The following is a 19866-nucleotide window of genomic DNA, read 5'->3' as shown; positions in this document are numbered from 1 at the left end:
CCGCGCGGTTCGCCCCCGCGCGCTCGAAGCGGCCGCCCCGTTTCCGTACCCCCAGTGTGGGCCGGACGGCCGCGCGCGGACCACCGGTTTATCGGGGGTGCGCCGGGTCCTCCCCGGTCCGTGGGTGCCGGCTCAGCGGCCAGAACGCGAGCCCGATGACCAGCGAGATCGCGTGCCCCAGATCGGTGTACGTGTGGGTGGAGACCAGCGGGGCCGCGAAGAAGGCCACCGCCCCCGCCAGGTAGAACCAGCGCCAGGGGCGCGGCAGCCGGTAGGTCAGGATGCCGACCGAGGCGGCCAGGCCGTAGCTCACCCCGATGTCGACGACGTGCGCCATGCTGCGCGGCACGTCGTGGTCCTGGATCTCCTCCAGGACGACCTTCTGGCTGATGAGGGTGGCGGCGATGTGCGCCGTCGCGACGACGACCAGCCACTTCGCCGTGCCGAGCCAGCGCTCGACGGGCGCGTGGAAGAACTCGAAGAGGACCGCGTACAGGAGCAGGCTCTCCGGGTTCTCGATCCAGAACGCGCTGCCGAGCAGCGCCCGCATCGGGTGGCGGGACAGCTCGTGGAGATTGCTGCTGTTGCGGTGCAGCAGATAGTGCTCCAGGCCGTCCGAGGAGAGCGCGATGAACAGGCTGGTGATCGCGATGACGGCCAGCCAGACATGCGTACCGGGTGACGAACGCACCCACGACCTGATCGGCCGGGACGGTTCGCCACCCGGGGCATGGGGAGAGGTTTCGCGTGGCACATATCCGTGCCTATCACCCGGAGCCGGGTGACATACGGGAGGAACCTCAGAAATTGATCATGTGTCCGGCGATGCCGTGGATCGCTTCCTTGACGGCCTCGCCCAGCGTCGGGTGGGCGTGCACGTTGCGGGCGACCTCGTGGACGGTGAGGTCCCACTGCTGCGCCAGGGTGAGCTCGGGCAGCAGCTCGGTGACGTCGGGGCCGATGAGGTGGGCGCCGATGAGCTCGCCGTACTTCGCGTCGGCGACGATCTTCACGAAGCCGGTCGCGTCGCCGAGGCCGTGCGCCTTGCCGTTCGCCATGAAGGGGAACTTGGCGACCTTGACGTCGTAGCCCTTCTCGCGGGCCTGCGCCTCGGTGTAGCCGAAGCTGGCGATCTGCGGCTGGCAGTAGGTCGCGCGGGGGATCATCACGTAGTCGAGTTCCATGGTCTCGGCGTCCGCGATGGTCTCGGCGGCGATGACACCCATGGCCTCGGCGGTGTGCGCGAGCATCAGCTTCGCGGTGACGTCGCCGATCGCGTAGATGTGCGGCGCGGAGGTGCGGCAGCGGCCGTCGACCTCGATGGCGCCGCGCTCGGTCAGGGCGACGCCGGTGTTCTCCAGGCCGTAGCCGGACACGTTCGGGGCGAAGCCGATGGCCTGGAGGACCTTGTCGGCCTCCAGGACCTTCTGGGCGCCGTCCTTGCCGGTGACGGTGACGCGGACCTGCGGGCCGGACTCGTCGATGGCCTCGACGCGGGTGGAGGTCAGGACGTCGATGCCCAGCTTGCGGTACTGCTTGGCGAGCTCCTTGGACACCTCCTCGTCCTCCAGCGGGGCCATGCGGTCGAGGAACTCGACGATGGTGACCTTGGTGCCGTAGTTGTTCAGCACGTACGCGAACTCGATGCCGATCGCGCCGGCGCCGGCGATGATGATCGACTTGGGGGCGTCCTCGGCGAGGATCTGCTGCTCGTAGGAGACGACACGGTCGCTCAGCGCGGTGCCCGGCAGGAGTCGCGGGGTCGCGCCGGTCGCGATGATGCAGTGGTCGAAGGTGATCGTCTGCGCGGTGCCGTCGGCCTTGTTCACCTGGAGCGTGTTCGCGTCGAGGAAGGTGCCCCGGCCGTCGAACTCGGTGATGCCGTTCTTCTTCATCAGGAAGTGGACGCCCTTGACGCGGCCGTCCGCGACCGTGCGGCTGCGCGCGAAGGCGTCGCCGTAGTCGAAGGTCACCGTGCCGTCGACCTTGATGCCGAAGGTCTTGGCCTCGTGGTTGAAGATGTGGGCGAGCTCGGCGTTGCGCAGCAGCGCCTTGGTGGGGATGCAGCCGACGTTCAGGCAGACACCGCCCCAGTACTTCTCCTCGACGACCGCGACCCGCTTGCCCAGCTGGGCGGCGCGGATGGCGGCGACGTAGCCGCCGGGGCCAGCTCCGAGTACGACGACGTCGAAGCGGTCTGACATGACTGACTCCCGAGGGTGGTGAGGGTGTTCGGTCCGCGTACGAGCCCACAGTAGTCCCGCCGCTGCGGAGGGGCGGGGAGAGTCGGGAGCACAGTTGTAGGATGACTGGGCAACCGGGCGAATCAAGGAGTTGGTGGAGCGGTGATGGCGCTGAAGGCGGCGGGACGGGTCTCGTTGGTGGACTCCGTGGTGGAACAGCTGCGGACCCAGCTCGCCGAGGGCGAATGGGCCGTCGGCGACCGCATCCCGACCGAGCACGAGCTCGCCGAACTCCTCGGCGTCGGCCGCAACACCGTGCGCGAGGCCGTCCGCGTCCTGGTCCACGCCGGGCTCCTGGAGTCCCGGCAGGGCAACGGCACCTTCGTCAGGTCCACCGCCGACCCCGCCGCCGTGCTGCGCGGGGTGCGGCACGCGGGCGCCCTGGACGTCCTGGAGCTCCGGGTCGCCCTGGAGGCGGAGGCGGCGCGCCTGGCGGCCGTCCGGCGGGACACCCATGACCTGCTGCGGCTGCGGGCCGCCCTGACCGGCCTGCGCGAGCGGGGCGACCGGGACGCCGGCGCCGACGTCGCCTTCCACCTCGCGATCGTCGAGGCCACGCACAACACGGCCTTCCGCGAGGTGTACCGCTTCTTCTCCGCCCAGGTCCACGAGTCCCTGACCGAGGCGCTCGGCGACCACGCCATGCCGCCGGTCGACATCGACGCGCACGAGGCGCTGGTCGCGGCGATCGAGGCGGCGGACCCGGACGCGGCGGAGGCGCAGACGCGCGAACTGCTGCGGCTCCCCATGGAGACGGTCGCGGCCCTGACGGAGGAGTCGCGGTGAGCCGGGAGACCTCCGGGGCACCCGTGGCACCCCTGCTCGTCGACGCCGAGGCGGACGTACGGCCCTCCGCGGCGGGGACGGCGGCCCGGCGGGCCCTGCTCGCCCGTCCGGCGGTGCTCATGGTCGGGATCGTGCTGGCCTCGCTCAACATGCGGGCCGCGCTGGCGAGCGTGTCGCCGCTGGTCGGCGAGATGTCCGAGGCGTACGGCCTGTCGGCGGCCGCGTCCTCCCTGGTGACCTCGGTGCCGGTGCTCTTCCTGGGCCTCGGCGCGCTCGTCGCGCCCTGGCTCGGGCGCCGCTTCGGCGCGGAACGGGTGCTGTTCGCGGCGCTGCTGCTGCTCGGCGTCGGCATCCTCGTGCGGGTCCTGCCCTCGTCGGCCGCGCTGTACGCGGGCGGCGTCCTGGCCGGCACCGCCATCGCCCTGCTGAACGTCCTGATGCCCGGCCTCATCAAGCGGGACTTCCCGGACCGGGCCGCCTCGATGACCTCCGTCTACACGGGCGCGATGATCGCGGGCGCCACCCTCGCCGCGGCCTCCTCGGTGCCGCTGGAGCGGGCGCTCGGCGGCTGGCAGGCCTCGCTCGGCTTCTGGTCGCTGCTCGCCGCGGTGGCGGCGCTGGCCTGGCTGCCGCAGGTGCTGATCGCCCGGGGCCGTACCGGGCACGAGGTGCGGGCCGGGAGCCCGGCCGCCAAGCCCGTCCGGTCGGTGTGGCGCTCGGCGCTGGCCTGGCAGGTGACGCTGTTCATGGGGCTGCAGTCGCTGTGGTCGTACGTCCTGATCGCCTGGATGCCGACGATCTTCACGGACCACGGGATGAGCCGCTCCACGGCCGGTGTGGTCTTCGCCTTCAACAACCTGATCCAGGTGGCCGGCGCCTTCGCCGTACCGCTGCTCGCCGGCCGGATGCGCAGCCAGCGCCCGCTGATCGTGCTGGTCACGACGCTGGTCGCGGCGGGCTACGCCGGGCTGATGGTGGCCCCGGTGGAGGGCGCCTGGCTCTGGTCGGGGCTCCTCGGCGTGGGCCAGGGCGGTGCGGTGGGGCTCGCGCTCACCCTGATCGTGCTGCGCTCGGGCGACGCGGTGACGGCGGCCCGGCTGTCCGGGATGGCGCAGACCGTCGGCTATCTGATGGCCGCTGCGGGCCCGCTGGCCGCCGGCGCCCTGCACCAGGCGACCGGCTCCTGGACGACGCCGATCGTCGCCGTCCTCGGCGTGTGCGCGGCGGCCCTCGCGGTCGGCCTGCTCGCGGCCCGGAACCGTACGGTCTGAGGACACGTACGGCTCCGGGGACGGGATCCGGGGGCGGGATCCAGGGGCGGTGCACCCCTCCCCGGGGGCGGGTTACTCCTCGCCCGCCAGCGTCATCGTCCGCAGCTTCCGGCCGGCGAACCAGGTCGCCGCGACCGTCACGGCGACCAGGAGCACCACCGCGGTCGGCAGGCCCACGTCGGAGGTGACCAGGCCGTCGCCGGTGACCTTCTCAGCGAGGGCCAGTGCCCACTGCTGGACGCTGAGGGTCTTGGCGCCCGCGATGAGGGAGCCGAACAGGGCCTCCCAGACCAGGGCGTAGACCAGGCCGATGACGACCGCGTGGCGGCTGACCGTGCCGAGCAGCAGGAACAGCGCGCTGTACGCGATGGAGGCCACCAGGGCCGCCACCGTGTAGGCGACGGCCACCTGCTGCCCGTTGCCGTTGAGGATGAATCCGGCGATGAACGTCGGCACGGCCGAGAAGACCATCGTCACGGCGATGGCGACGATCAGCTTGGTGAAGACGATCGTCGGCCGCTTCACCGGCTTGGCCAGCAGGTAGACGATCGAGCCGTCGTCGATCTCCGGGCCGATCGCGCCGGTGCCGGCGATGACACCGATCAGCGGCACCATCGTCGCCAGCGCGAATCCGCCGAGGACGTCGGCGGCGACCTGGTCGTCGGCGCCGTTGAACAGGCGGACCGCGGCGGCGATCAGGATCAGCATGGCGGGCAGCAGGAAGAGGATCAGCGCCCGTCGGCGGCCGAGGAGGGCCCGGTAGGTGAGCCGGGCGACTGTGGGGTTGTACATCGGTCGGGCTCCTTTCAGGCCGCTACGAGATACGAGAAGACTGATTCGAGGGACTCGTCCGAGGGCGAGACCGTGAGCAGCCGGATGCCCCGCTCCCTGGCCACCTTCGGCAGCAGTGCGGTGAACCGCCCGAAGTCGACGGCCTGGACGCGCAGTCCGCCCTCGGCCGTGTGGTCGACCTCGATGCCGGCCGTCGACGGATCGGCGATGAGCGCCGCCGCCAGGGCCCGGTCGTCGCTGGAGCGGACGAGGTAGCGGTGCGGCCGGTCCGTCATGAGGCGGCGGATACGGCGGAAGTCGCCGGAGGCGGCGTGCCGTCCGGCCACGATCACCTCGATGTGCGAGGCGAGCTGTTCGACCTCCTCCAGGATGTGCGAGGAGAACAGGACCGTGCGGCCCTCGGCGCCCATCCGGCGCAGCAGGTCCATCAGCTGCATGCGCTGGCGCGGGTCCATGCCGTTGAAGGGCTCGTCGAGCAGCAGCACGGACGGCTCGTGGACGAGGGCCGAAGCCATCTTCACGCGCTGCCGCATGCCCTTGCTGTACGTGGAGATCTTGCGGTCCTGGGCGTACTCCATCTCGACGGTGGCGAGGGCCCGGCGGGCCTCCTCGTCGCCGAGGCCCTGCAGCTCCGCGTTGGCGACGACGAACTCGCGGCCGGTGAGGAAGTCGTACATCGCCTCCCGCTCGGGGACGACGCCGACCTTCCGGTAGACCGACTCGTTGCGCCAGATCGCCTCGCCGTCGAGGGTGACGGTGCCGGTGGAGGGGGGCAGGAAGCCGCCCATCATGTTGATCAGCGTCGACTTTCCGGCGCCGTTGGGGCCGAGCAGGCCCGTGACCCCGGGACCGACGGTCATGGTGACGTCGTTGACGGCCACGACGTTGCCGAACCAGCGCGAGGCGTGGTCGATGTTCAGGGTTGTCACAGCCCGACCTTTCGGTAGCGGCGCATCAGCACGCCGTACGAACCGGCGATCAGCGCGAGGACGACCAGCACGTAGAGCGCGCCGACCGCGGTGCCGGGTGCGGCTGCCTCCCCGCCCGGGGCGGCGGTGGGCGCTCCGAGGAAGGCGTCCTGCACGCCGCCGATGAGGGTGATCGGCGAGAACAGGCCGATCCACTTGACCGCGCCGATGTTGTCGGTGCCGTAGGCGATGCCCTGGAGGGTGGAGACCGCTCCGTACGAGATCACCAGGGTGGCGATGACGGCGGCGACGCCGAAGCCGCGGCGCGGGGTGAGGGCCGCCATGACGAGGCCGATGCCGCCGAAGAGCAGCGAGAGCAGCGCCACGGAGACGAGTCCCTGGCCGAGCATCTTCGTCTGCTCGACGAAGTCCATCTTGGCGAGCAGCGAGCCGATCCAGAGGATCAGCAGCGGGGAGGCGGTGAGGATGAACATCGCGGAGGCCATCGCCCCGTACTTGGCGAGCACGTAGTCCACGCGCTCGATCGGGCGGGCGAAGTAGAGGGGGACGGTGCGGAACCTGAGGTCGCGGGAGACCGACTGCGGGGCCTGGGAGGCCACGAAGATGGCGATCACCATCTGGAGGAAGATCGCGTACTGGGTGTACTCGATCGCCAGCTTCGACGACTTGGTGAAGACCGCGACCGCGACGATGATCAGCGCCGGCACGCACATCACGGCGAAGAGCAGCATCGGCAGCACCTTGGACTTGGCGCTGCGGCCCAGTCCGTACGCGCCGCGCAGCGACTGCGAGAACAGCGCCCGGCGCGCGGCGGAGCGGCCGAGGCGCGGGCCGTCGTAGCCGCGGTAGCCGATGTTGTGGATCTGGGTGTTCTCGGGGGCCTGGGAGCTCATCGCGTCGGCACCTCCTCCTGCTGCTGCGGCTTGAAGACCTCGGCGATGTGGTGCCGGCGCTGCTCCATGCGGACCAGGCCGAGGCCGAGGTCGGCGACGGTGTCGCGGACCAGGTCGTAGACCTCCTCGCCCGGGGCCTCCAGGAGCAGGATGTGCCCGGCGCCCGGCAGGCCCTCCTCCGTCCCTCCGTGCAGGGTCACTCCGGCGGCGGTCAGGGCGGCGCGCAGCGCCTCCGTGCCGTCGGGGTGGGCGTCGGAGTCGGTGACCTCGACCGCGAGGGTCGTGGTGGTGCGGGTGAAGTCGCTGGTGGAGCTGGAGCGGAGCAGCTGCCCGCCGTCGATGACGACGACGTGGTCGCAGGTGCGCTCCAGCTCGCCGAGGAGGTGCGAGGTGACCAGGACCGAGATGCCGAAGTCGGTCCACACGCGCCGGATCAGGCCGAGCATGTCGTCGCGGCCGACCGGGTCGAGGCCGTTGGTCGGCTCGTCGAGGAGGACCAGCTTCGGGTCGTGGACGAGGGCCTGGGCCAGCTTCACGCGCTGCTTCATGCCGGTCGAGTAGCCGCCCATGGGGCGGTAGCGCTCCTCGTACAGGCCGACATGGCGCAGGGTGTCCGCGGTCCGTTCGCGGGCGGCGGTCGCGGGCAGGCCGGACATGCGCGCCATGTGGACGACGAACTCGGTCGCCGAGACGTCCGGCGGCAGGCAGTCGTGCTCCGGCATGTAGCCGACACGCTCACGGATCTGGGCGCCGGAGGTCGCGACGTCGAGTCCGAGGACTTCGGCGCGGCCCTCCGTGGCCGGGGACAGACCAAGAAGAATCTTGATCATCGTCGACTTGCCGGCTCCGTTGGCGCCCACCAGTCCGGTCACACCGGGCCCGATGTCCAGGGAGAGCCGGTCGAGAGCGGTCACCCGGGGGAACCGCTTGCTGAGGCTTTCGGTCGCGATCACAGTCACGCCTACGACGGTAGTGGTCTGCGCCACACGGGTCGTCAGCCCAACGGCTCGATCCCTCTCCGACTCCAGACGTACAAGCCCGTAGGGGAGTCGAGACCAAAGTCGTTCCGGCCACGGGTTTTCCACAGGCTGCGCCGGACCCCTTGACGCAGCCGCCGAGCATTGTCACATTCATCGATGTCAAGTTACGTACGCGTAGCGTCGCCGGGCGCTCACACGGGACGGGCGGGTGGCATGACCTCAGCAGGCACGGCAGGGACGCGTGAGCTCACCGCGGAGCTGCGCGGATTCAGAGAGGTGCAGCGCCTCTCGTACGAGTGCGCGGAGGCCGTCGCGGCCCAGCTCAAACCGGGTGTGACCGAGCGGGACGCGGCCCGGATGCAGCGGGAGTGGCTGTACGAGCGCGGGGTGCGGGACTGGTTCCACCGGCCGTTCGCCTGGTTCGGCGACCGCACGGCCTTCGTGGACTTCAAGATCCCGCTCCAGTTCTTCCCGACGAACCGGCGGCTGGAGGCCGGGATGCCGTTCATCCTCGACATGGCCCCGGTGTACAAGGGCTACACGGCGGACATCGGCTACTCGGGCTCCCTGGGCCTCAACCCCGTCCACGACAAGCTGCTCGCCGACCTCAGGGAGCACCGCGAGCTGATCCTGCGCGAGGTGCGCGAGCAGCGCACGCTGCGGGAGATCTACGAGGACGTGGACCGCCTGATGGTCCGCCAGGGGTACGCGAACCGGCACCGGGCCTATCCCTTCGGCGTCATCGCCCACAAGATCGACCGGGTGAAGGAGCGCCGCTGGTCGCCGACGCTGTTCGGCTTCGGCACCCAGTCCCTCAAGGGCCTGGCGAGCGACGCCCTGCACGGCCACCGGGACGGCTGGTCGCCGCTGTGGTCGCCGTACAGGTTCTCCGACCACCCGCCCAGGCCGGGCCTGTGGGCGGTCGAGCCGCACCTCGGATTCCGGGGTACGGGCGCGAAGTTCGAGGAGATCCTGGTCGTCACCGACTCCCGGGACCCCGAGCAGAGCGCGTTCTGGCTGGACGACGACCTGCCGCACGTGCGGCGCTGGAACGAGGAAGAGGTGGCGGCGTGACGACCGACGGGGCACGGGAGCGCTGGGTCCGCACGGGCGGGATCGAGCTGTGCGTGGCCGAGCTGGGCGACGAGACCCGGCCGACCGTGCTGCTGGTGCACGGCTACCCGGACTCCAAGGAGGTCTGGTCGGAGGTCGCGGCCCGCCTCGCCGAGCGGTTCCACGTAGTGCTGTACGACATCCGGGGCCATGGCCGGTCGACGGCGCCGACCCCGCTGCGCGGCGGGTTCACGCTGGAGAAGCTGACGGACGACTTCCTGGCCGTGGCCGACGCCGTCAGCCCGGACCGCCCGGTCCACCTGGTGGGCCACGACTGGGGCTCGGTGCAGTCCTGGGAGTTCGTGACGGTCCCGCGCACCGAGGGCCGGATCGCCTCCTTCACCTCGATGTCCGGCCCGTCCCTCGACCACTTCGGGCACTGGATCAAGAGCCGGATGACCCGGCCCACCCCGCGCCGGGTCGGCCAGCTCCTCGGCCAGGGCGCCAAGTCCTGGTACGTGTACATGCTGCACACCCCGGTCCTGCCGGAGCTCGCCTGGCGCGGGCCGCTCGGCAAGCGCTGGCCGCGCCTCCTGGAGCGGCTGGAGCGGATCCCGGCGGGCGACTACCCGACGCCGTCGCTGCCGAGCGACGCGGCGCACGGCGCCTGGCTCTACCGGGACAACGTGCGGGCCCGGCTCTCCCGGCCGCGCGCCGACGCCTACGCGCACACGCCGGTGCAGCTGATCACCCCGACCGGGGACGCCTTCCTCTCCGAGCGGCTCTACGACGACCTGGCCGACTGGGTGCCGGACCTGACCCGGCGCACCCTGCCGGCCAAGCACTGGGTGCCGCGCACCCGGCCCGACCAACTGGCCTCCTGGATAACCGAGTTCGTCGAGGCCAACGAGGACCCGGCGACCAAGGCGCCGAAGACGGCGGCCAAGAGCGGGGTGCGGCCGGAGTACGCGGAGCGCTTCGGCGGCCAGCTGGTCCTGGTGACCGGCGCGGCCGGCGGCATCGGCCGGGCCACCGCCTTCGCGTTCGCGGAGGCCGGCGCCCGGGTCGTGGCGGTGGACCGGGACGCCGAGGGCGCGGCCCGTACGGCCGAGATGGCCCGGCTGATCGGCGCGCCCGCCGCCTGGGGCGAGACCGCCGACGTCGCCGACGAGGCGGCGATGGAGAAGCTGGCCGCGAAGGTGGCGAGCGAGTACGGCGTGGTCGACGTGCTGGTCAACAACGCGGGCATAGGCCTGACCGGCTCCTTCTTCGAGACGACGAGCGAGGAGTGGAAGCGGGTCCTCGACGTCAACCTGTGGGGCGTCATCCACGGCTGCCGGCTGTTCGGCGCGCAGATGGCCGAGCGCGGCCAGGGCGGCCACATCGTCAACACGGCCTCCGCGGCGGCCTTCCAGCCCTCCCGGGCCCTGCCCGCGTACAGCACGTCGAAGGCGGCGGTGCTGATGCTGAGCGAGTGCCTGCGGGCCGAGCTCGCCGACCAGGGCATCGGGGTCTCGGCGATCTGCCCCGGCATCGTGAACACCGGCATCACGTCCACGACCCGGTTCGCCGGCGTCACCGACGAGGCGGAGGAGAAGCGGCGCCAGAAGAAGGCCTCCCGGCTGTACGGGCTGCGCAACTACCCGCCGGAGAAGGTCGCGGACGCGGTCCTGCGCGCGGTGCTGCGCGACCAGGCCGTGGTCCCGGTGACCCCGGAGGCCCGGGGCGCCCATCTGGCCTCCCGGTTCTCCCCGGGCCTGCTGCGGGCGCTGGCCCGCTGGCAGCCGCCGGCGTAACGACGGGGCGGGCGGTCGTACGATCCCTCGCAGGGCAGAAGGCAGCGGTCGGTGGGAGTGGGTTCTCGGTGCATTCGTCGGAGCAGGCAGCACAGCCGGAGTACCGGATCGAGGATCTGGCCCATCACAGCGGGGCCACGGTCCGGACGATCCGCGCCTACCAGGACCGCGGTCTGCTGCCCCGCCCCGAGCGGCGCGGCCGGTCGAACGTGTACGGGGACACGCATCTGGCCAGGCTGCGGCAGATCGCGGACCTGCTGGACCGCGGCTACACCCTGGCCTCCATCAAGGAGCTCCTGGAGGCCTGGGACGCCGGCCGCGGTCTCGGCGGGGTGCTCGGTCTGGTCGCCGAGGTCGACGGGCCGTGGACGGACGAGGAGGCGGACCGGATCTCGCGGGCCGAGCTCGACGCGCGCTTCGGCGGCCGGCCCGACGAGGACGCGGTCCGGGAGGCGATAGAGCTCGGCGTCCTGGAGCGCGTCCCCGGCCGGGACACCGAGGAGTACCTGGTGCCCAGCCCTCAAGAGCTGGCGGTGGCCGCCGAGTTGTACGCGGCGGGCGTCCCGCTGCCCGCGATCACGGGGCATCTGAGGGAACTTCGCGGCCAGGTCGAGCACATCGCCTCCCGTTTCCTGGAGTTCACGACCGAGCACGTCTTCGCCCGTTATCTGGAGCACCGCCCGCCGACGGACGCCGACGCGACGGAGGCGGCGACCCTGGTGCGGCGGCTGCGCCCGCTCGCCCAGCAGACGGTCGACGCCGAACTCGCGCGGGCGATGCGCCTGTTCGCGACCCGCCACCTCCAGCAGCACCTCGCGGCGGACACCCCGCTGCCGAGGGGCCAGGAGCCGCTCGCGGTGGCGCTCCCCGCGGAGACGATTCGGGCCGTTCAGCGGCTCGTTGGCCCGCAGGACGTGCCGGCGTTCATCGCCGCGGCCACCGAACGAGAGGTACAGAAAAGAACATTGGACACCCTTGCCTCAAATGCCAAGAATGACGCCTAAATCGGTCAATTCACCTGGGGACATCGGGTCGTTGTCCACAGAATCGTCAATTGCCCTGTGGATAAACCCACTTGGCTGTGGATCAAACCTGCGGCTTCAATGAATTCATGAACGACGAGAAACGCACCGTGAAGGTGTCGAAGTACCTGGCGAAACACCTCCGCCACCAGCCCGAACGCATCGGCCTCACCCTCGACCCGCACGGCTGGACCGAGATCGACGCGCTCCTGCGGGCCACCGCCGCGCACGGCTTCCCGATCACCCGAGCCGAACTCGACCACGTCGTCGCCGCCAACGACAAGAAGCGCTTCGCGATCGAGGGGACGCGCATCCGCGCCAGCCAGGGCCACACCGTCGAGGTGGACCTGGACCTGCCGCCCGCCACACCACCCGCGTACCTCTACCACGGTACGGTCGCCGCCGTGCTCCCCGCCATCCGGACCGAGGGCCTGCGCCCCATGGCCCGCCACCATGTGCACCTCTCGCCCGACCGCGAGACCGCCACCCGCGTCGGCGCCCGCCGCGGCCGCCCCGTGGTGCTCGCCGTCGACGCCGGGGCGATGCACCGGGCCGGCCACGTCTTCCACGTCAGCGCCAACGGCGTCTGGCTCACCGACGCCGTTCCGGCGCACTTCATCCGCTTCCCGGCCTGAGGCATGATCGTTCCCATGGGACATCCGCACCTGCCCACCACCGAGTCGGCCGTCACCGCGATCCGCGAGATCGCCCGGGAGTTCAACCTGGAGATGACCGTCACCGACGACATCGGCGCCGACCAGACCTCCCGCCGCACCTCCGCGGGCGCCTTCACCGTCCTCGACCCGGACGGCTCGCTCCCCCACGAGGCCTACGTCGAACTCGGCGGCTCCCCCTCGATCACCGTCCGGCTGCACCCCGAGGACGACGCGAGGATCACGGTCGAGGGCATCGCCTTCGACGACGTCCCCCGTGACGCGGTCCCCGCGTTCCTCCGCTCCGCCCACGGCGGCCTGGCCCATGTGAAGGGCCGCTTCTTCCCGCCCGGCTGGTGGCTGATCGTCCCGCTCCCCGGCGACGAGACCTACAAGGAGCTCGTCACCGGGGTCTCGCTCACATCGTGGCTGTCGAGCCAGGTCCGCTGACCGGGCCGGGCCCGCCGCCTCAGCGGAGCTGGTCGAGCGCCTCCGTGGCGATCTTCTCGAAGACCGACTCGTCGGCAGCGAACACCGAGTCCGCGATCGGCATGTGGACGACCAGCTCGGTGAAGCCCAGCTCGAAATGGGTCCCCGCGAAGTCCACGAAGGCGTCGAAGGAGTCCAGCGGACGGTCCGGGGTGAACCCCGTGAGCAGCACCTTCTCCATCGGCGCGACATCCCGGCCGATCTCCGCGCACGCCTTGCCCAGCTTGGCCAGCTGCCCGCGCAGCGCCTCCACCGACTGCTCCGGGGTGCCGTCCTCGAACAGCTTCGGGTCGCCCGTCGTCACCCACGCCTGCCCGTGCCGCGCGGCCAGCTTCAGCCCCCGCGGGCCGGTCGCCGCCACCGCGAACGGCAGCCGGGGACGCTGCACGCAGCCCGGGATGTTGCGGGCCTCGTCCGCCGAGTAGAACGTGCCCCGCGCGGAGACCGTGTCCTCGGTGAGCAGCCGGTCGAGCAGCGGGACGAACTCGGCGAACCGGTCCGCCCGCTCCTTCGGCGTCCACGCCTCCTGCCCCAGCGCGGTCGCGTCGAAGCCGTTGCCGCCCGCGCCGATGCCCAGGGTGATCCGCCCGCCCGAGATGTCGTCGAGCGAGATCAGGTCCTTGGCGAGCGTGACCGGGTGCCGGAAGTTCGGCGAGGTGACGAGCGTGCCGAGACGCATCCGCTCGGTCGCCCCGGCGGCCGCGGTCAGCGTCGGGATCGCCCCGAACCACGGACCGTCGCGGAAACTCCGCCAGGACAGGTGGTCATAGGTGTACGCGGTGTGGAAGCCGAGCTGCTCAGCGCGCAGCCACTGGTCACGGCCCCCCTCGTGCCAACGACGGGAAGGAAGGATCACGGTACTCAGACGCATACCACCGACCCTACGGGAGCCGTCAGCGGACGGCGCCCTCTCTGCCGGACTCAGCGCAGCAGCCAGCTCAGCAGGGTCGTCGCGAGGAACACCGCGCCCGCCGCCAGACCGACCGCGCGCGGGGTCGGCGACCGGCGGCCCTCCCGGGGCCGGGACTGCGGCACCGGAGCCAGCAGCGCGTCCCCGAAGACCTGGGCGGTCGGCGGGCGGTCCGCCGGCTCGACGGACATCGCGGCCCGTAGCAGCAGGGCGACGTTCGGGGGCAGCTCCGTGCCGGCCGGAAGCGCCGGCAGCGTCGAGGCGGTCGGCTGCTCGGTCATCAGGGCCGTGGCACGCCCGCCCGTGCCGAACGGTTTCTGCCCGGTCAGCAGCTCGTAGGCCACGACGGCCAGCGCGTACACGTCGGCCCGCCCGTCGAACCCGCCGGTCTGGAAAGCCTGTTCCGGTGCCATGTACGCGGGCGTGCCCGTGGTCACCGTCAGACCCGACGCGTCGGCCAGCTGCTTCGCGCTGCCCAGATCCGCCACCAGCACCGCGGCCGGCGCGGGGCCGGTCGCGAGCAGCAGGTTGGACGGCTTGACGTCCCGGTGCACCACACCCGCCTCGTGCAGGACCTGGACCGCGTAGGCCGCCTCCGCGGCCAGCCGCAGCGCCTCCTGCGGATCGCACTGCCCGACCCGGTCCGCCAGGGTGCCGCCGCGTACGTGGTCCATGACGAAGTAGGGCCGGTCCTCCTGCACCCCGACGTCGTGCACCCGGACCACCCGCGGGCTGGCGATCCTGCGCAACAGCCTCGCCTCCGCGAGAAACCGCTCGCGCACATCGGCGTTGGCGGCCCAGTTGTCGGCCAGCACCTTCACCGCGACCTCGGTGTCGAGCTCCGGATCGTAGGCCTTCCAGACCGTCGCGAAGGAGCCGGCTCCGAGCCGCTCCAGAAGGAGGTAACGGCCGAGCTTGCGCATGTGGCAGCATTCTGCCGGAGTCGGGGGGGAGTGGGGAACTCCCGTTCGGCGGGCGGGATGCCAGGCGGGACGAAACGGGGGATGCGGGTGTTCGAGGAAGGCGAGCTGGAAAGGCTCGTGACGGCCGCTCAGGCCGGGGACCCGGGTGCGATGGAGTACCTGCTGGCCAAGCTGCGGCCGGTGGTGCTGCGCCGCTGCTCGCGCTTCCTGCCCCACCACGCCGACGCGGAGGAGGCCGCGCAGGACGCGCTGCTGTCCATCAGCACGCACCTGGGCGAGTACGGCGGCCACGGCTCCTTCCTGGGCTGGGTGACAGTGATCGCCTCGAACGCCGCCCGGACCACCTACCGCTCGATGCGCCGACGCGCCGAGGACAGCCACGCCGACCTCCCCGAGTCCGTCGACCCGCGCACCACCAGCGTCATCGCCGGGAGCCGGCTCGACCTGATGGAGGCCTTGGCCGCGCTGGAGCAGCAGCACCCCGCCCTGGTGGAGTCCTTCGTGCTGCGCGACCTGGGCGACCTGCCCTACGCCCAGGTGGCCGAGCAGCTGGGCGCCCCGCTGGGCACCGTCAAGGACCGCATCCACCAGGCCCGCCGCTTCATGCGCGAGCGCCTGGTCACCGGTCCGTGACCGGCGGTCCCTCCCCGGGCGGCGGCCACGCCGTCGTGCGGACCCGGTCCGCCGTCGCCGCCCTGGTGGCGGCCGCCGCGCTCGGACTGGCGACCGGCCGGTTCCTCCTGCCACCGCCTCCCGGCGCCACCGCGCACCCGGCAGCGCGGTCGGTTGCCGCGGCCGGCGGGGCGTCCCAGGGCGCGTCCGCTCCCGCGACGCCCGGCGGGTCCGTCCCGGCGCCCTCGGCCTCGGCCTCCGGATCCGGTTCCGCCTCGTCGGCCGGGAAGCCCGGTACGACCGGTGCGACCGGCAGGACCGGTGCGACCGGGCCGGTGACGACCGCGAACCTTCTGGAACCCGCCGCGTTCGGCCCGGACGCCGGCCTCGGGAAGATCCACGTCACCGACCGGTACGGCGACGGGCATTACGCCAACGCCGCCTGCACCGGGGAGAAGACCCTTGAGGAGACCCTGGGCGGGCCCGGTGCCCACTTCCGCGGACTCATGACCAGCACCCGCACCGACCCGAGCGACCCCACGCTGGCCCTGGACGTCGCGGACCAGGTCGCCCGGGAGGTCGCCGCCGAGGCCCGGAGCGCTTCCCTGGCGCAGAACTTCGCCGATCGCCTGCTGCTGGAGCAGGTGCCCTGCCAGGAGGAGACGCCGGGGCACTGGGTCTACGGAAGGACCACGACGGTGCGGCTCGCCCCGGACGTCACCGCGAACTGGATGGGCCTGTACCGGGGGGACCTCAACACCACCGGCACGGCGCCCGAGGGCGAGGAGCCCTGCGGCGGCATCGCCGTGCTGCGCAGCGGCAGCCACTACGGGGTGCTGGAGGTCTACGCCTGCCTGGGGACGGCCGCGATGGACCGCGTCGTCAGGACCGCTTTGTCACGGCTGTGAAACAGCCGGTCAGGACTCCAACTTTCCCTGCGCCGGCGGCATCTCCCCCGGTTGTACGAGGACGCAGCAGGCGTCCCGACCGACAGGGGGACCAGATGACCGAGAACCGGACCGTCCAGCAGAAGTCCGCTCGCCGCAACCGCGTCGCCGCCGCGGCCTGCTTCGCCGCCGCACTGATCACGGCCGGCACCGTCGGCGTCCAGACGGCCGCCGCCGAGGCCGCGCACAACTCCGCGCACCGCACCGCGGTTTCCGCCCGCCCGGCCGCGGTCGCCGCCGCACCCGGACTCGGCTCCGCCGACCTCGTTCAGAGCGAGGACTTCCCGAAGAGCCTGAAGCCGGTCGGCGCGACCGTCACGCTGAACGGGCGCCAGGCGCTGTCCGCGTGCTCCGGCGAGGAGACGATGCGCGGCCTGACCAAGGGCAAGGCCACCGGGTACGCGTCCGTGACCTGGACCTTCGACACCGCCGGCCTCCTGACCGAGTCGGCCGCGAACGCCCCCGCCAAGACCACGGCCGCCACCTGGGAGAAGCAGCTCGTCGCGCTCGTCCAGGACTGCCAGGACGAGCCCGCCGGCCACTGGCGCTACGGCGCCGCCCACACCCTGACCACCCCGGGCGGCACCGCCCGCTGGTACGCGGCCTACAACGGCGACGGCGCCGTCAGCGGCGGGGTCGCGGTCCTGCGCAGCGGCACCAGGGTCGCCGTCGTCGAGCTGACCGGCCGGCCCACGACCTCCGTCGCGGGCATCGCCACCGCGGCGCTGAAGCGCCTCTCCTCCTGAACGGCAGCCCCGCTCCTCCCGCACCGGCGGGCGGAGCGGGGCAGGACCGTCACCCACGGCTGGAACACCGTCACACTCAGATGTGCACCCCCTCGCACGCTCGTGCACTTTCTGCGGAACAATGGATCGGTGACCTCACCCCATCGCGCGCGCCCCGAAGCCCCGGCCCCCCGGCTGATCGCCACCGACCTCGACGGCACCCTGCTGCGGGACGACAAGTCCGTCTCGGAGCGCACCGTCGCGGCCCTCGCCGCCGCCGAGCGCGCGGGCATCGAGGTCTTCTTCGTCACCGGCCGCCCGGCCCGCTGGATGGACGTCGTCAGCGCCCACGTCCACGGCCACGGCCTCGCCATCTGCGCCAACGGCGCCGCGGTCGTGGACCTGCACGCGGGCGGCACGTTCCTGGAGGTCAGGCCGCTGGAGCGACCCGTCGCCCTGGACGTCGTCCGCGCGCTGCGGGCCGCCGCGCCCGGCACCTCCTTCGCGGTCGAGCTCACCACCGGGATCCACTACGAGCCCGAGTACCCGCCGTTCCACCTCGACCCCGGCGCCACCGTCGCCTCCGCCGAGAAGCTGCTGTTCGAGGAGGCCCCCGGGGCCGCCGCGCCCGTGCTCAAGCTGCTCGCCCAGCACCCCGAGCTCGACCCCGACGCCTTCCTCGCCACCGCCCGCGAGGCCGCCGGCGACCTGGCCTCGTTCACCCGCTCCAGCCCCACCGCCCTCATCGAGATCAGCGGCCTCGGCGTCTCCAAGGCCTCCACCCTCGCGCACTGCTGCGCCGAGCGCGGCATCACCGCGCAGGAGGTCGTGGCCTTCGGCGACATGCCGAACGACATCGAGATGCTCAGCTGGGCAGGCCGCTCGTACGCGATGGGCAACGCCCACCCGGACGTACTCACCGCCGCCTCCGGACACACCGTCGGCAACAACGAGGACGGCGTCGCCGTGATCATCGAACAGCTCGTGGCAGAGGCCCTGGCCAAGCGCTAGGCCCACCAGGCGGGTCCGAGCCGCCAGGCCGCGGCGGACGCCAGACCGGTCCGTACGCCAGGCCCTGAGGTACCGCCGGACCGCCCGCGATCCGCCCCGCAGCTCCGAGCCGCCAGGCCTACAGCGGCGCCTCCCACACCACCGTCGTCCCGCCGTCGTCCTCCCCGATGCCCGGGCCGCACCAGCTCGCCCCGCCGAGCGACTCGGCCCGTCGGGCCAGGTTGCGCAGGCCGCTGCGCCGGCCGCCGTCGGGGAGGCCGACGCCGTCGTCCGCGACCGAGAGGCGGACCCCTGGGGTGCCGTCGGGGAGCGTGACGCCGGCGTCCAGGACCACCTCGATCCGGCTCGCCCCCGAATGCCGGAAGGCGTTCGACAGGGCCTCGCGCAGGGCGGCGATGAGGTTCTTGCCGGTGAGCTCGCCGACCGTCGCGTCGATCGCGCCGAGGAAGCGGTGCGAGGGCTTGAAGCCCAGCGGCACGGCCGCCATGTTGATCTCCCGCAGCACCCGGGTGCGCAGCCCCGAGGGGGCCTCGGCAGGCCCCTGCTGGAGCGCGAAGATCGCGGTACGGATCTCCTGGATGGTCACGTCCAGCTCGTCCACCGCCTTGCCGACGCCCTCCTGCACGGCCGGCACGACCGACTTCCGCTGGGCGCTCTCCAGCATCATCCCGGTGGCGAAGAGCCGCTGGATGACCAGGTCGTGCAGGTCACGGGCGATCCGGTCGCGGTCCTCGTAGACCGCGAGCCGCTCCCGGTCCCGCTGCGCCTCGGCCATCATCAGGGCGAGCGCCGCCTGCGAGGCGAACTGGGTGGCGAGGGTCCGCTCGGCCTCGGTGAACTGCCGGGCGCCCCGGGCCCGCGGGGTGGCGAGCGCGCCCAGGACCCGGCCGCCGCTCTGCAAGGGCAGCAGCATCGCGGGCCCGTACTGGTCGGAGAGCCGGTGGACCATCCGTACGTCGCTGGAGGCGTCGGCGACGAACACCGCCTCGCCTTCCATCAGGCGCTCCACCACGGGGCTCTCGGGCGGGATCACCACCCCGAGCGACTTGGTGGGGTGCGGAGAGGAGGCGGCGACGATCTCCAGGCCGCCGTCCTCGGCGGGCAGCAGCACGATCCCGACGGCCGCGTCGGCGAGCCGGCGGGCCTGCTCGGCGACGACGGTGAGGGCGTCGTCGGCGTCGCCGCCGGAGAGCAGCGCGGTGGTGACGGCGACCGAGCCGTCGATCCAGCGCTCGCGCTGCATGGCGGCCTCGTACAGGCGCGCGTTGCCGATCGCGATCCCGGCCTCGGTGGCGAGGACCCGGACCATGTGCACGTCGTAGTCGTTGAAATCGCCGCCGCCGTGCTTCTCGGCGAGGTAGAGATTGCCGAAGATCTCGCCCTGCACCCGGATCGGGACGCCGAGGAAGGTGCGCATCGGGGGGTGTCCCGGCGGGAAGCCGGCCGCGCGCGGATCGGCGGACAGGTCGGCGAGCCGGATCGTCTGCGGGTCCCGGATGAGCGCGCCGAGCAGCCCGGCGTGTCCGTCGGGGCGGCGCCCGATCCGGCGGGCCACGTCGTCCCCGACGCCGTAGGTGACGAAGTCGGAGAGCCCCTCGCCCTCCTCGTCGACCACGCCGATCGCGGCGTAGCGGGCGTCGGCCAGCTCGGCGGCGGTCTCGCAGATCCGGTCGAGGGTGGAGTGCAGTTCGAGGCCGGTGCCGACCGAGCGCATGGCCTCCAGGAGTTGGGGCACGCGGGCGGTGAGCTCCGTGGAGAGGCCGTGCAGGCTGCGCGTGGCCTGGGTCGCGGCTTCGAGCGGGTCCGGGGCGTCGGGCACGGCGGCGGTCAT

At 72.3% G+C, this 19866-nt stretch carries 20 protein-coding genes; 11 read left to right on the top strand and 9 right to left on the bottom strand.

Going from position 1 to position 19866, the window contains the following annotated elements:
- Positions 1 to 88 precede the first annotated feature (88 nt).
- Positions 89 to 691 (bottom strand): rhomboid-like protein, encoded by a 603-nt coding sequence (locus ACZ3ZE_RS21065; RefSeq protein WP_467260099.1) that lies wholly within the window; start codon positions 689 to 691, stop codon positions 89 to 91.
- Between the two features lie 109 nt (positions 692 to 800).
- The gene (gene lpdA / locus ACZ3ZE_RS21060; protein WP_361168177.1) at positions 801 to 2204 is read right to left on the bottom strand and encodes a dihydrolipoyl dehydrogenase; all 1404 of its coding nucleotides are present in this window, start codon (positions 2202 to 2204) and stop codon (positions 801 to 803) included.
- A gap of 144 nt (positions 2205 to 2348) precedes the next feature.
- On the opposite strand from lpdA, the gene ACZ3ZE_RS21055 reads away from it, so the two are divergent.
- Positions 2349 to 3029, top strand: coding sequence for a FadR/GntR family transcriptional regulator (locus ACZ3ZE_RS21055; RefSeq protein ID WP_361168181.1), 681 nt, complete (start codon positions 2349 to 2351; stop codon positions 3027 to 3029).
- A complete protein-coding gene (locus ACZ3ZE_RS21050) occupies positions 3026 to 4300 on the top strand; it encodes a CynX/NimT family MFS transporter (protein ID WP_361168184.1) in 1275 nt (424 codons plus the stop codon). The genes ACZ3ZE_RS21055 and ACZ3ZE_RS21050 overlap by 4 nt, the downstream gene beginning before the upstream one ends.
- Positions 4301 to 4372: 72 nt before the next feature.
- Here the strand turns inward: ACZ3ZE_RS21050 and ACZ3ZE_RS21045 are convergent, their stop codons facing one another.
- From ACZ3ZE_RS21045 to ACZ3ZE_RS21030, 4 genes are read right to left on the bottom strand one after another with little or no spacing between them, the layout of a single operon-like run.
- On the bottom strand, positions 4373 to 5092 hold the full coding sequence (locus ACZ3ZE_RS21045) for an ABC transporter permease (RefSeq protein WP_363290552.1): 720 nt from the start codon (positions 5090 to 5092) through the stop codon (positions 4373 to 4375).
- Positions 5093 to 5106: 14 nt separating this feature from the next.
- Positions 5107 to 6021 carry an ABC transporter ATP-binding protein gene (locus ACZ3ZE_RS21040; protein WP_363290551.1) on the bottom strand — a complete coding sequence of 305 codons (915 nt, stop codon included), beginning with the start codon at positions 6019 to 6021 and terminating at the stop codon, positions 5107 to 5109.
- A complete protein-coding gene (locus ACZ3ZE_RS21035) occupies positions 6018 to 6914 on the bottom strand; it encodes an ABC transporter permease (protein ID WP_363290550.1) in 897 nt (298 codons plus the stop codon). The genes ACZ3ZE_RS21040 and ACZ3ZE_RS21035 overlap by 4 nt, the downstream gene beginning before the upstream one ends.
- Positions 6911 to 7867, bottom strand: coding sequence for an ABC transporter ATP-binding protein (locus tag ACZ3ZE_RS21030; protein ID WP_361169058.1), 957 nt, complete (start codon positions 7865 to 7867; stop codon positions 6911 to 6913). Before ACZ3ZE_RS21030 ends, ACZ3ZE_RS21035 begins: the two co-directional genes overlap by 4 nt.
- Positions 7868 to 8107: 240 nt before the next feature.
- Between ACZ3ZE_RS21030 and ACZ3ZE_RS21025 the strand changes: the two genes are divergently transcribed.
- The 5 genes from ACZ3ZE_RS21025 (at position 8108) to ACZ3ZE_RS21005 (ending at position 12868) form a co-directional block, all read left to right on the top strand.
- The gene (locus ACZ3ZE_RS21025) at positions 8108 to 8968 is read left to right on the top strand and encodes a M24 family metallopeptidase (protein WP_361168196.1); all 861 of its coding nucleotides are present in this window, start codon (positions 8108 to 8110) and stop codon (positions 8966 to 8968) included.
- Positions 8965 to 10743 (top strand): SDR family oxidoreductase, encoded by a 1779-nt coding sequence (locus tag ACZ3ZE_RS21020; RefSeq protein WP_467260097.1) that lies wholly within the window; start codon positions 8965 to 8967, stop codon positions 10741 to 10743. Before ACZ3ZE_RS21025 ends, ACZ3ZE_RS21020 begins: the two co-directional genes overlap by 4 nt.
- Positions 10744 to 10811: 68 nt before the next feature.
- Positions 10812 to 11747 carry a MerR family transcriptional regulator gene (locus tag ACZ3ZE_RS21015; protein WP_363290548.1) on the top strand — a complete coding sequence of 312 codons (936 nt, stop codon included), beginning with the start codon at positions 10812 to 10814 and terminating at the stop codon, positions 11745 to 11747.
- A 107-nt stretch (positions 11748 to 11854) separates the two neighbouring features.
- A complete protein-coding gene (locus ACZ3ZE_RS21010) occupies positions 11855 to 12400 on the top strand; it encodes an RNA 2'-phosphotransferase (protein WP_467260094.1) in 546 nt (181 codons plus the stop codon).
- 15 nt (positions 12401 to 12415) lie between these two features.
- Entirely contained in the window at positions 12416 to 12868 is a 453-nt protein-coding gene (locus ACZ3ZE_RS21005) for a hypothetical protein (RefSeq protein WP_363290547.1), read from the top strand.
- A 19-nt stretch (positions 12869 to 12887) separates the two neighbouring features.
- Here the strand turns inward: ACZ3ZE_RS21005 and ACZ3ZE_RS21000 are convergent, their stop codons facing one another.
- Both ACZ3ZE_RS21000 and ACZ3ZE_RS20995 read right to left on the bottom strand, forming a co-directional pair.
- On the bottom strand, positions 12888 to 13778 hold the full coding sequence (locus ACZ3ZE_RS21000; protein ID WP_361168211.1) for an LLM class flavin-dependent oxidoreductase: 891 nt from the start codon (positions 13776 to 13778) through the stop codon (positions 12888 to 12890).
- 50 nt (positions 13779 to 13828) lie between these two features.
- Positions 13829 to 14740: a serine/threonine-protein kinase gene (locus ACZ3ZE_RS20995; RefSeq protein WP_467260091.1), complete on the bottom strand. Its 912-nt coding sequence runs from the start codon at positions 14738 to 14740 to the stop codon at positions 13829 to 13831.
- A gap of 81 nt (positions 14741 to 14821) precedes the next feature.
- On the opposite strand from ACZ3ZE_RS20995, the gene ACZ3ZE_RS20990 reads away from it, so the two are divergent.
- From ACZ3ZE_RS20990 to ACZ3ZE_RS20975, 4 genes are all read left to right on the top strand, one after another.
- Positions 14822 to 15373, top strand: coding sequence for an RNA polymerase sigma factor (locus ACZ3ZE_RS20990; protein WP_361168217.1), 552 nt, complete (start codon positions 14822 to 14824; stop codon positions 15371 to 15373).
- Positions 15370 to 16260, top strand: coding sequence for a hypothetical protein (locus ACZ3ZE_RS20985; protein WP_361168220.1), 891 nt, complete (start codon positions 15370 to 15372; stop codon positions 16258 to 16260). Before ACZ3ZE_RS20990 ends, ACZ3ZE_RS20985 begins: the two co-directional genes overlap by 4 nt.
- A 95-nt stretch (positions 16261 to 16355) precedes the next feature.
- A complete protein-coding gene (locus ACZ3ZE_RS20980; RefSeq protein ID WP_467260088.1) occupies positions 16356 to 17045 on the top strand; it encodes a hypothetical protein in 690 nt (229 codons plus the stop codon).
- 129 nt (positions 17046 to 17174) lie between these two features.
- A complete protein-coding gene (locus ACZ3ZE_RS20975; protein WP_467260086.1) occupies positions 17175 to 18035 on the top strand; it encodes an HAD hydrolase family protein in 861 nt (286 codons plus the stop codon).
- Positions 18036 to 18153: 118 nt separating this feature from the next.
- Here the strand turns inward: ACZ3ZE_RS20975 and ACZ3ZE_RS20970 are convergent, their stop codons facing one another.
- On the bottom strand, positions 18154 to 19866 hold the full coding sequence (locus ACZ3ZE_RS20970; RefSeq protein WP_363290545.1) for a GAF domain-containing sensor histidine kinase: 1713 nt from the start codon (positions 19864 to 19866) through the stop codon (positions 18154 to 18156).

The organism is Streptomyces sp. NPDC023157, assembly GCF_055560575.1.
Note: the sequence above shows the minus strand (reverse complement) of the source record. Positions and strands in the feature narration are given on the sequence as shown.

Excerpts from the sequence above, each read along its gene's own strand:
- ACZ3ZE_RS21000 (WP_361168211.1), bottom strand. The coding sequence starts at position 13,778 with ATGCGTCTGAGTACCGTGATCCTTCCTTCCCGTCGTTGGCACGAGGGG.
- ACZ3ZE_RS20995 (WP_467260091.1), bottom strand. The coding sequence starts at position 14,740 with ATGCGCAAGCTCGGCCGTTACCTCCTTCTGGAGCGGCTCGGAGCCGGC.
- ACZ3ZE_RS21035 (WP_363290550.1), bottom strand. The coding sequence starts at position 6,914 with ATGAGCTCCCAGGCCCCCGAGAACACCCAGATCCACAACATCGGCTAC.
- ACZ3ZE_RS21005 (WP_363290547.1), top strand. The coding sequence starts at position 12,416 with ATGGGACATCCGCACCTGCCCACCACCGAGTCGGCCGTCACCGCGATC.
- ACZ3ZE_RS21045 (WP_363290552.1), bottom strand. The coding sequence starts at position 5,092 with ATGTACAACCCCACAGTCGCCCGGCTCACCTACCGGGCCCTCCTCGGC.
- ACZ3ZE_RS20970 (WP_363290545.1), bottom strand. The coding sequence starts at position 19,866 with ATGACCGCCGCCGTGCCCGACGCCCCGGACCCGCTCGAAGCCGCGACC.
- ACZ3ZE_RS21025 (WP_361168196.1), top strand. The coding sequence starts at position 8,108 with ATGACCTCAGCAGGCACGGCAGGGACGCGTGAGCTCACCGCGGAGCTG.
- ACZ3ZE_RS20980 (WP_467260088.1), top strand. The coding sequence starts at position 16,356 with ATGACCGAGAACCGGACCGTCCAGCAGAAGTCCGCTCGCCGCAACCGC.
- ACZ3ZE_RS20990 (WP_361168217.1), top strand. The coding sequence starts at position 14,822 with ATGCGGGTGTTCGAGGAAGGCGAGCTGGAAAGGCTCGTGACGGCCGCT.
- lpdA (WP_361168177.1), bottom strand. The coding sequence starts at position 2,204 with ATGTCAGACCGCTTCGACGTCGTCGTACTCGGAGCTGGCCCCGGCGGC.
- ACZ3ZE_RS21010 (WP_467260094.1), top strand. The coding sequence starts at position 11,855 with ATGAACGACGAGAAACGCACCGTGAAGGTGTCGAAGTACCTGGCGAAA.
- ACZ3ZE_RS21055 (WP_361168181.1), top strand. The coding sequence starts at position 2,349 with ATGGCGCTGAAGGCGGCGGGACGGGTCTCGTTGGTGGACTCCGTGGTG.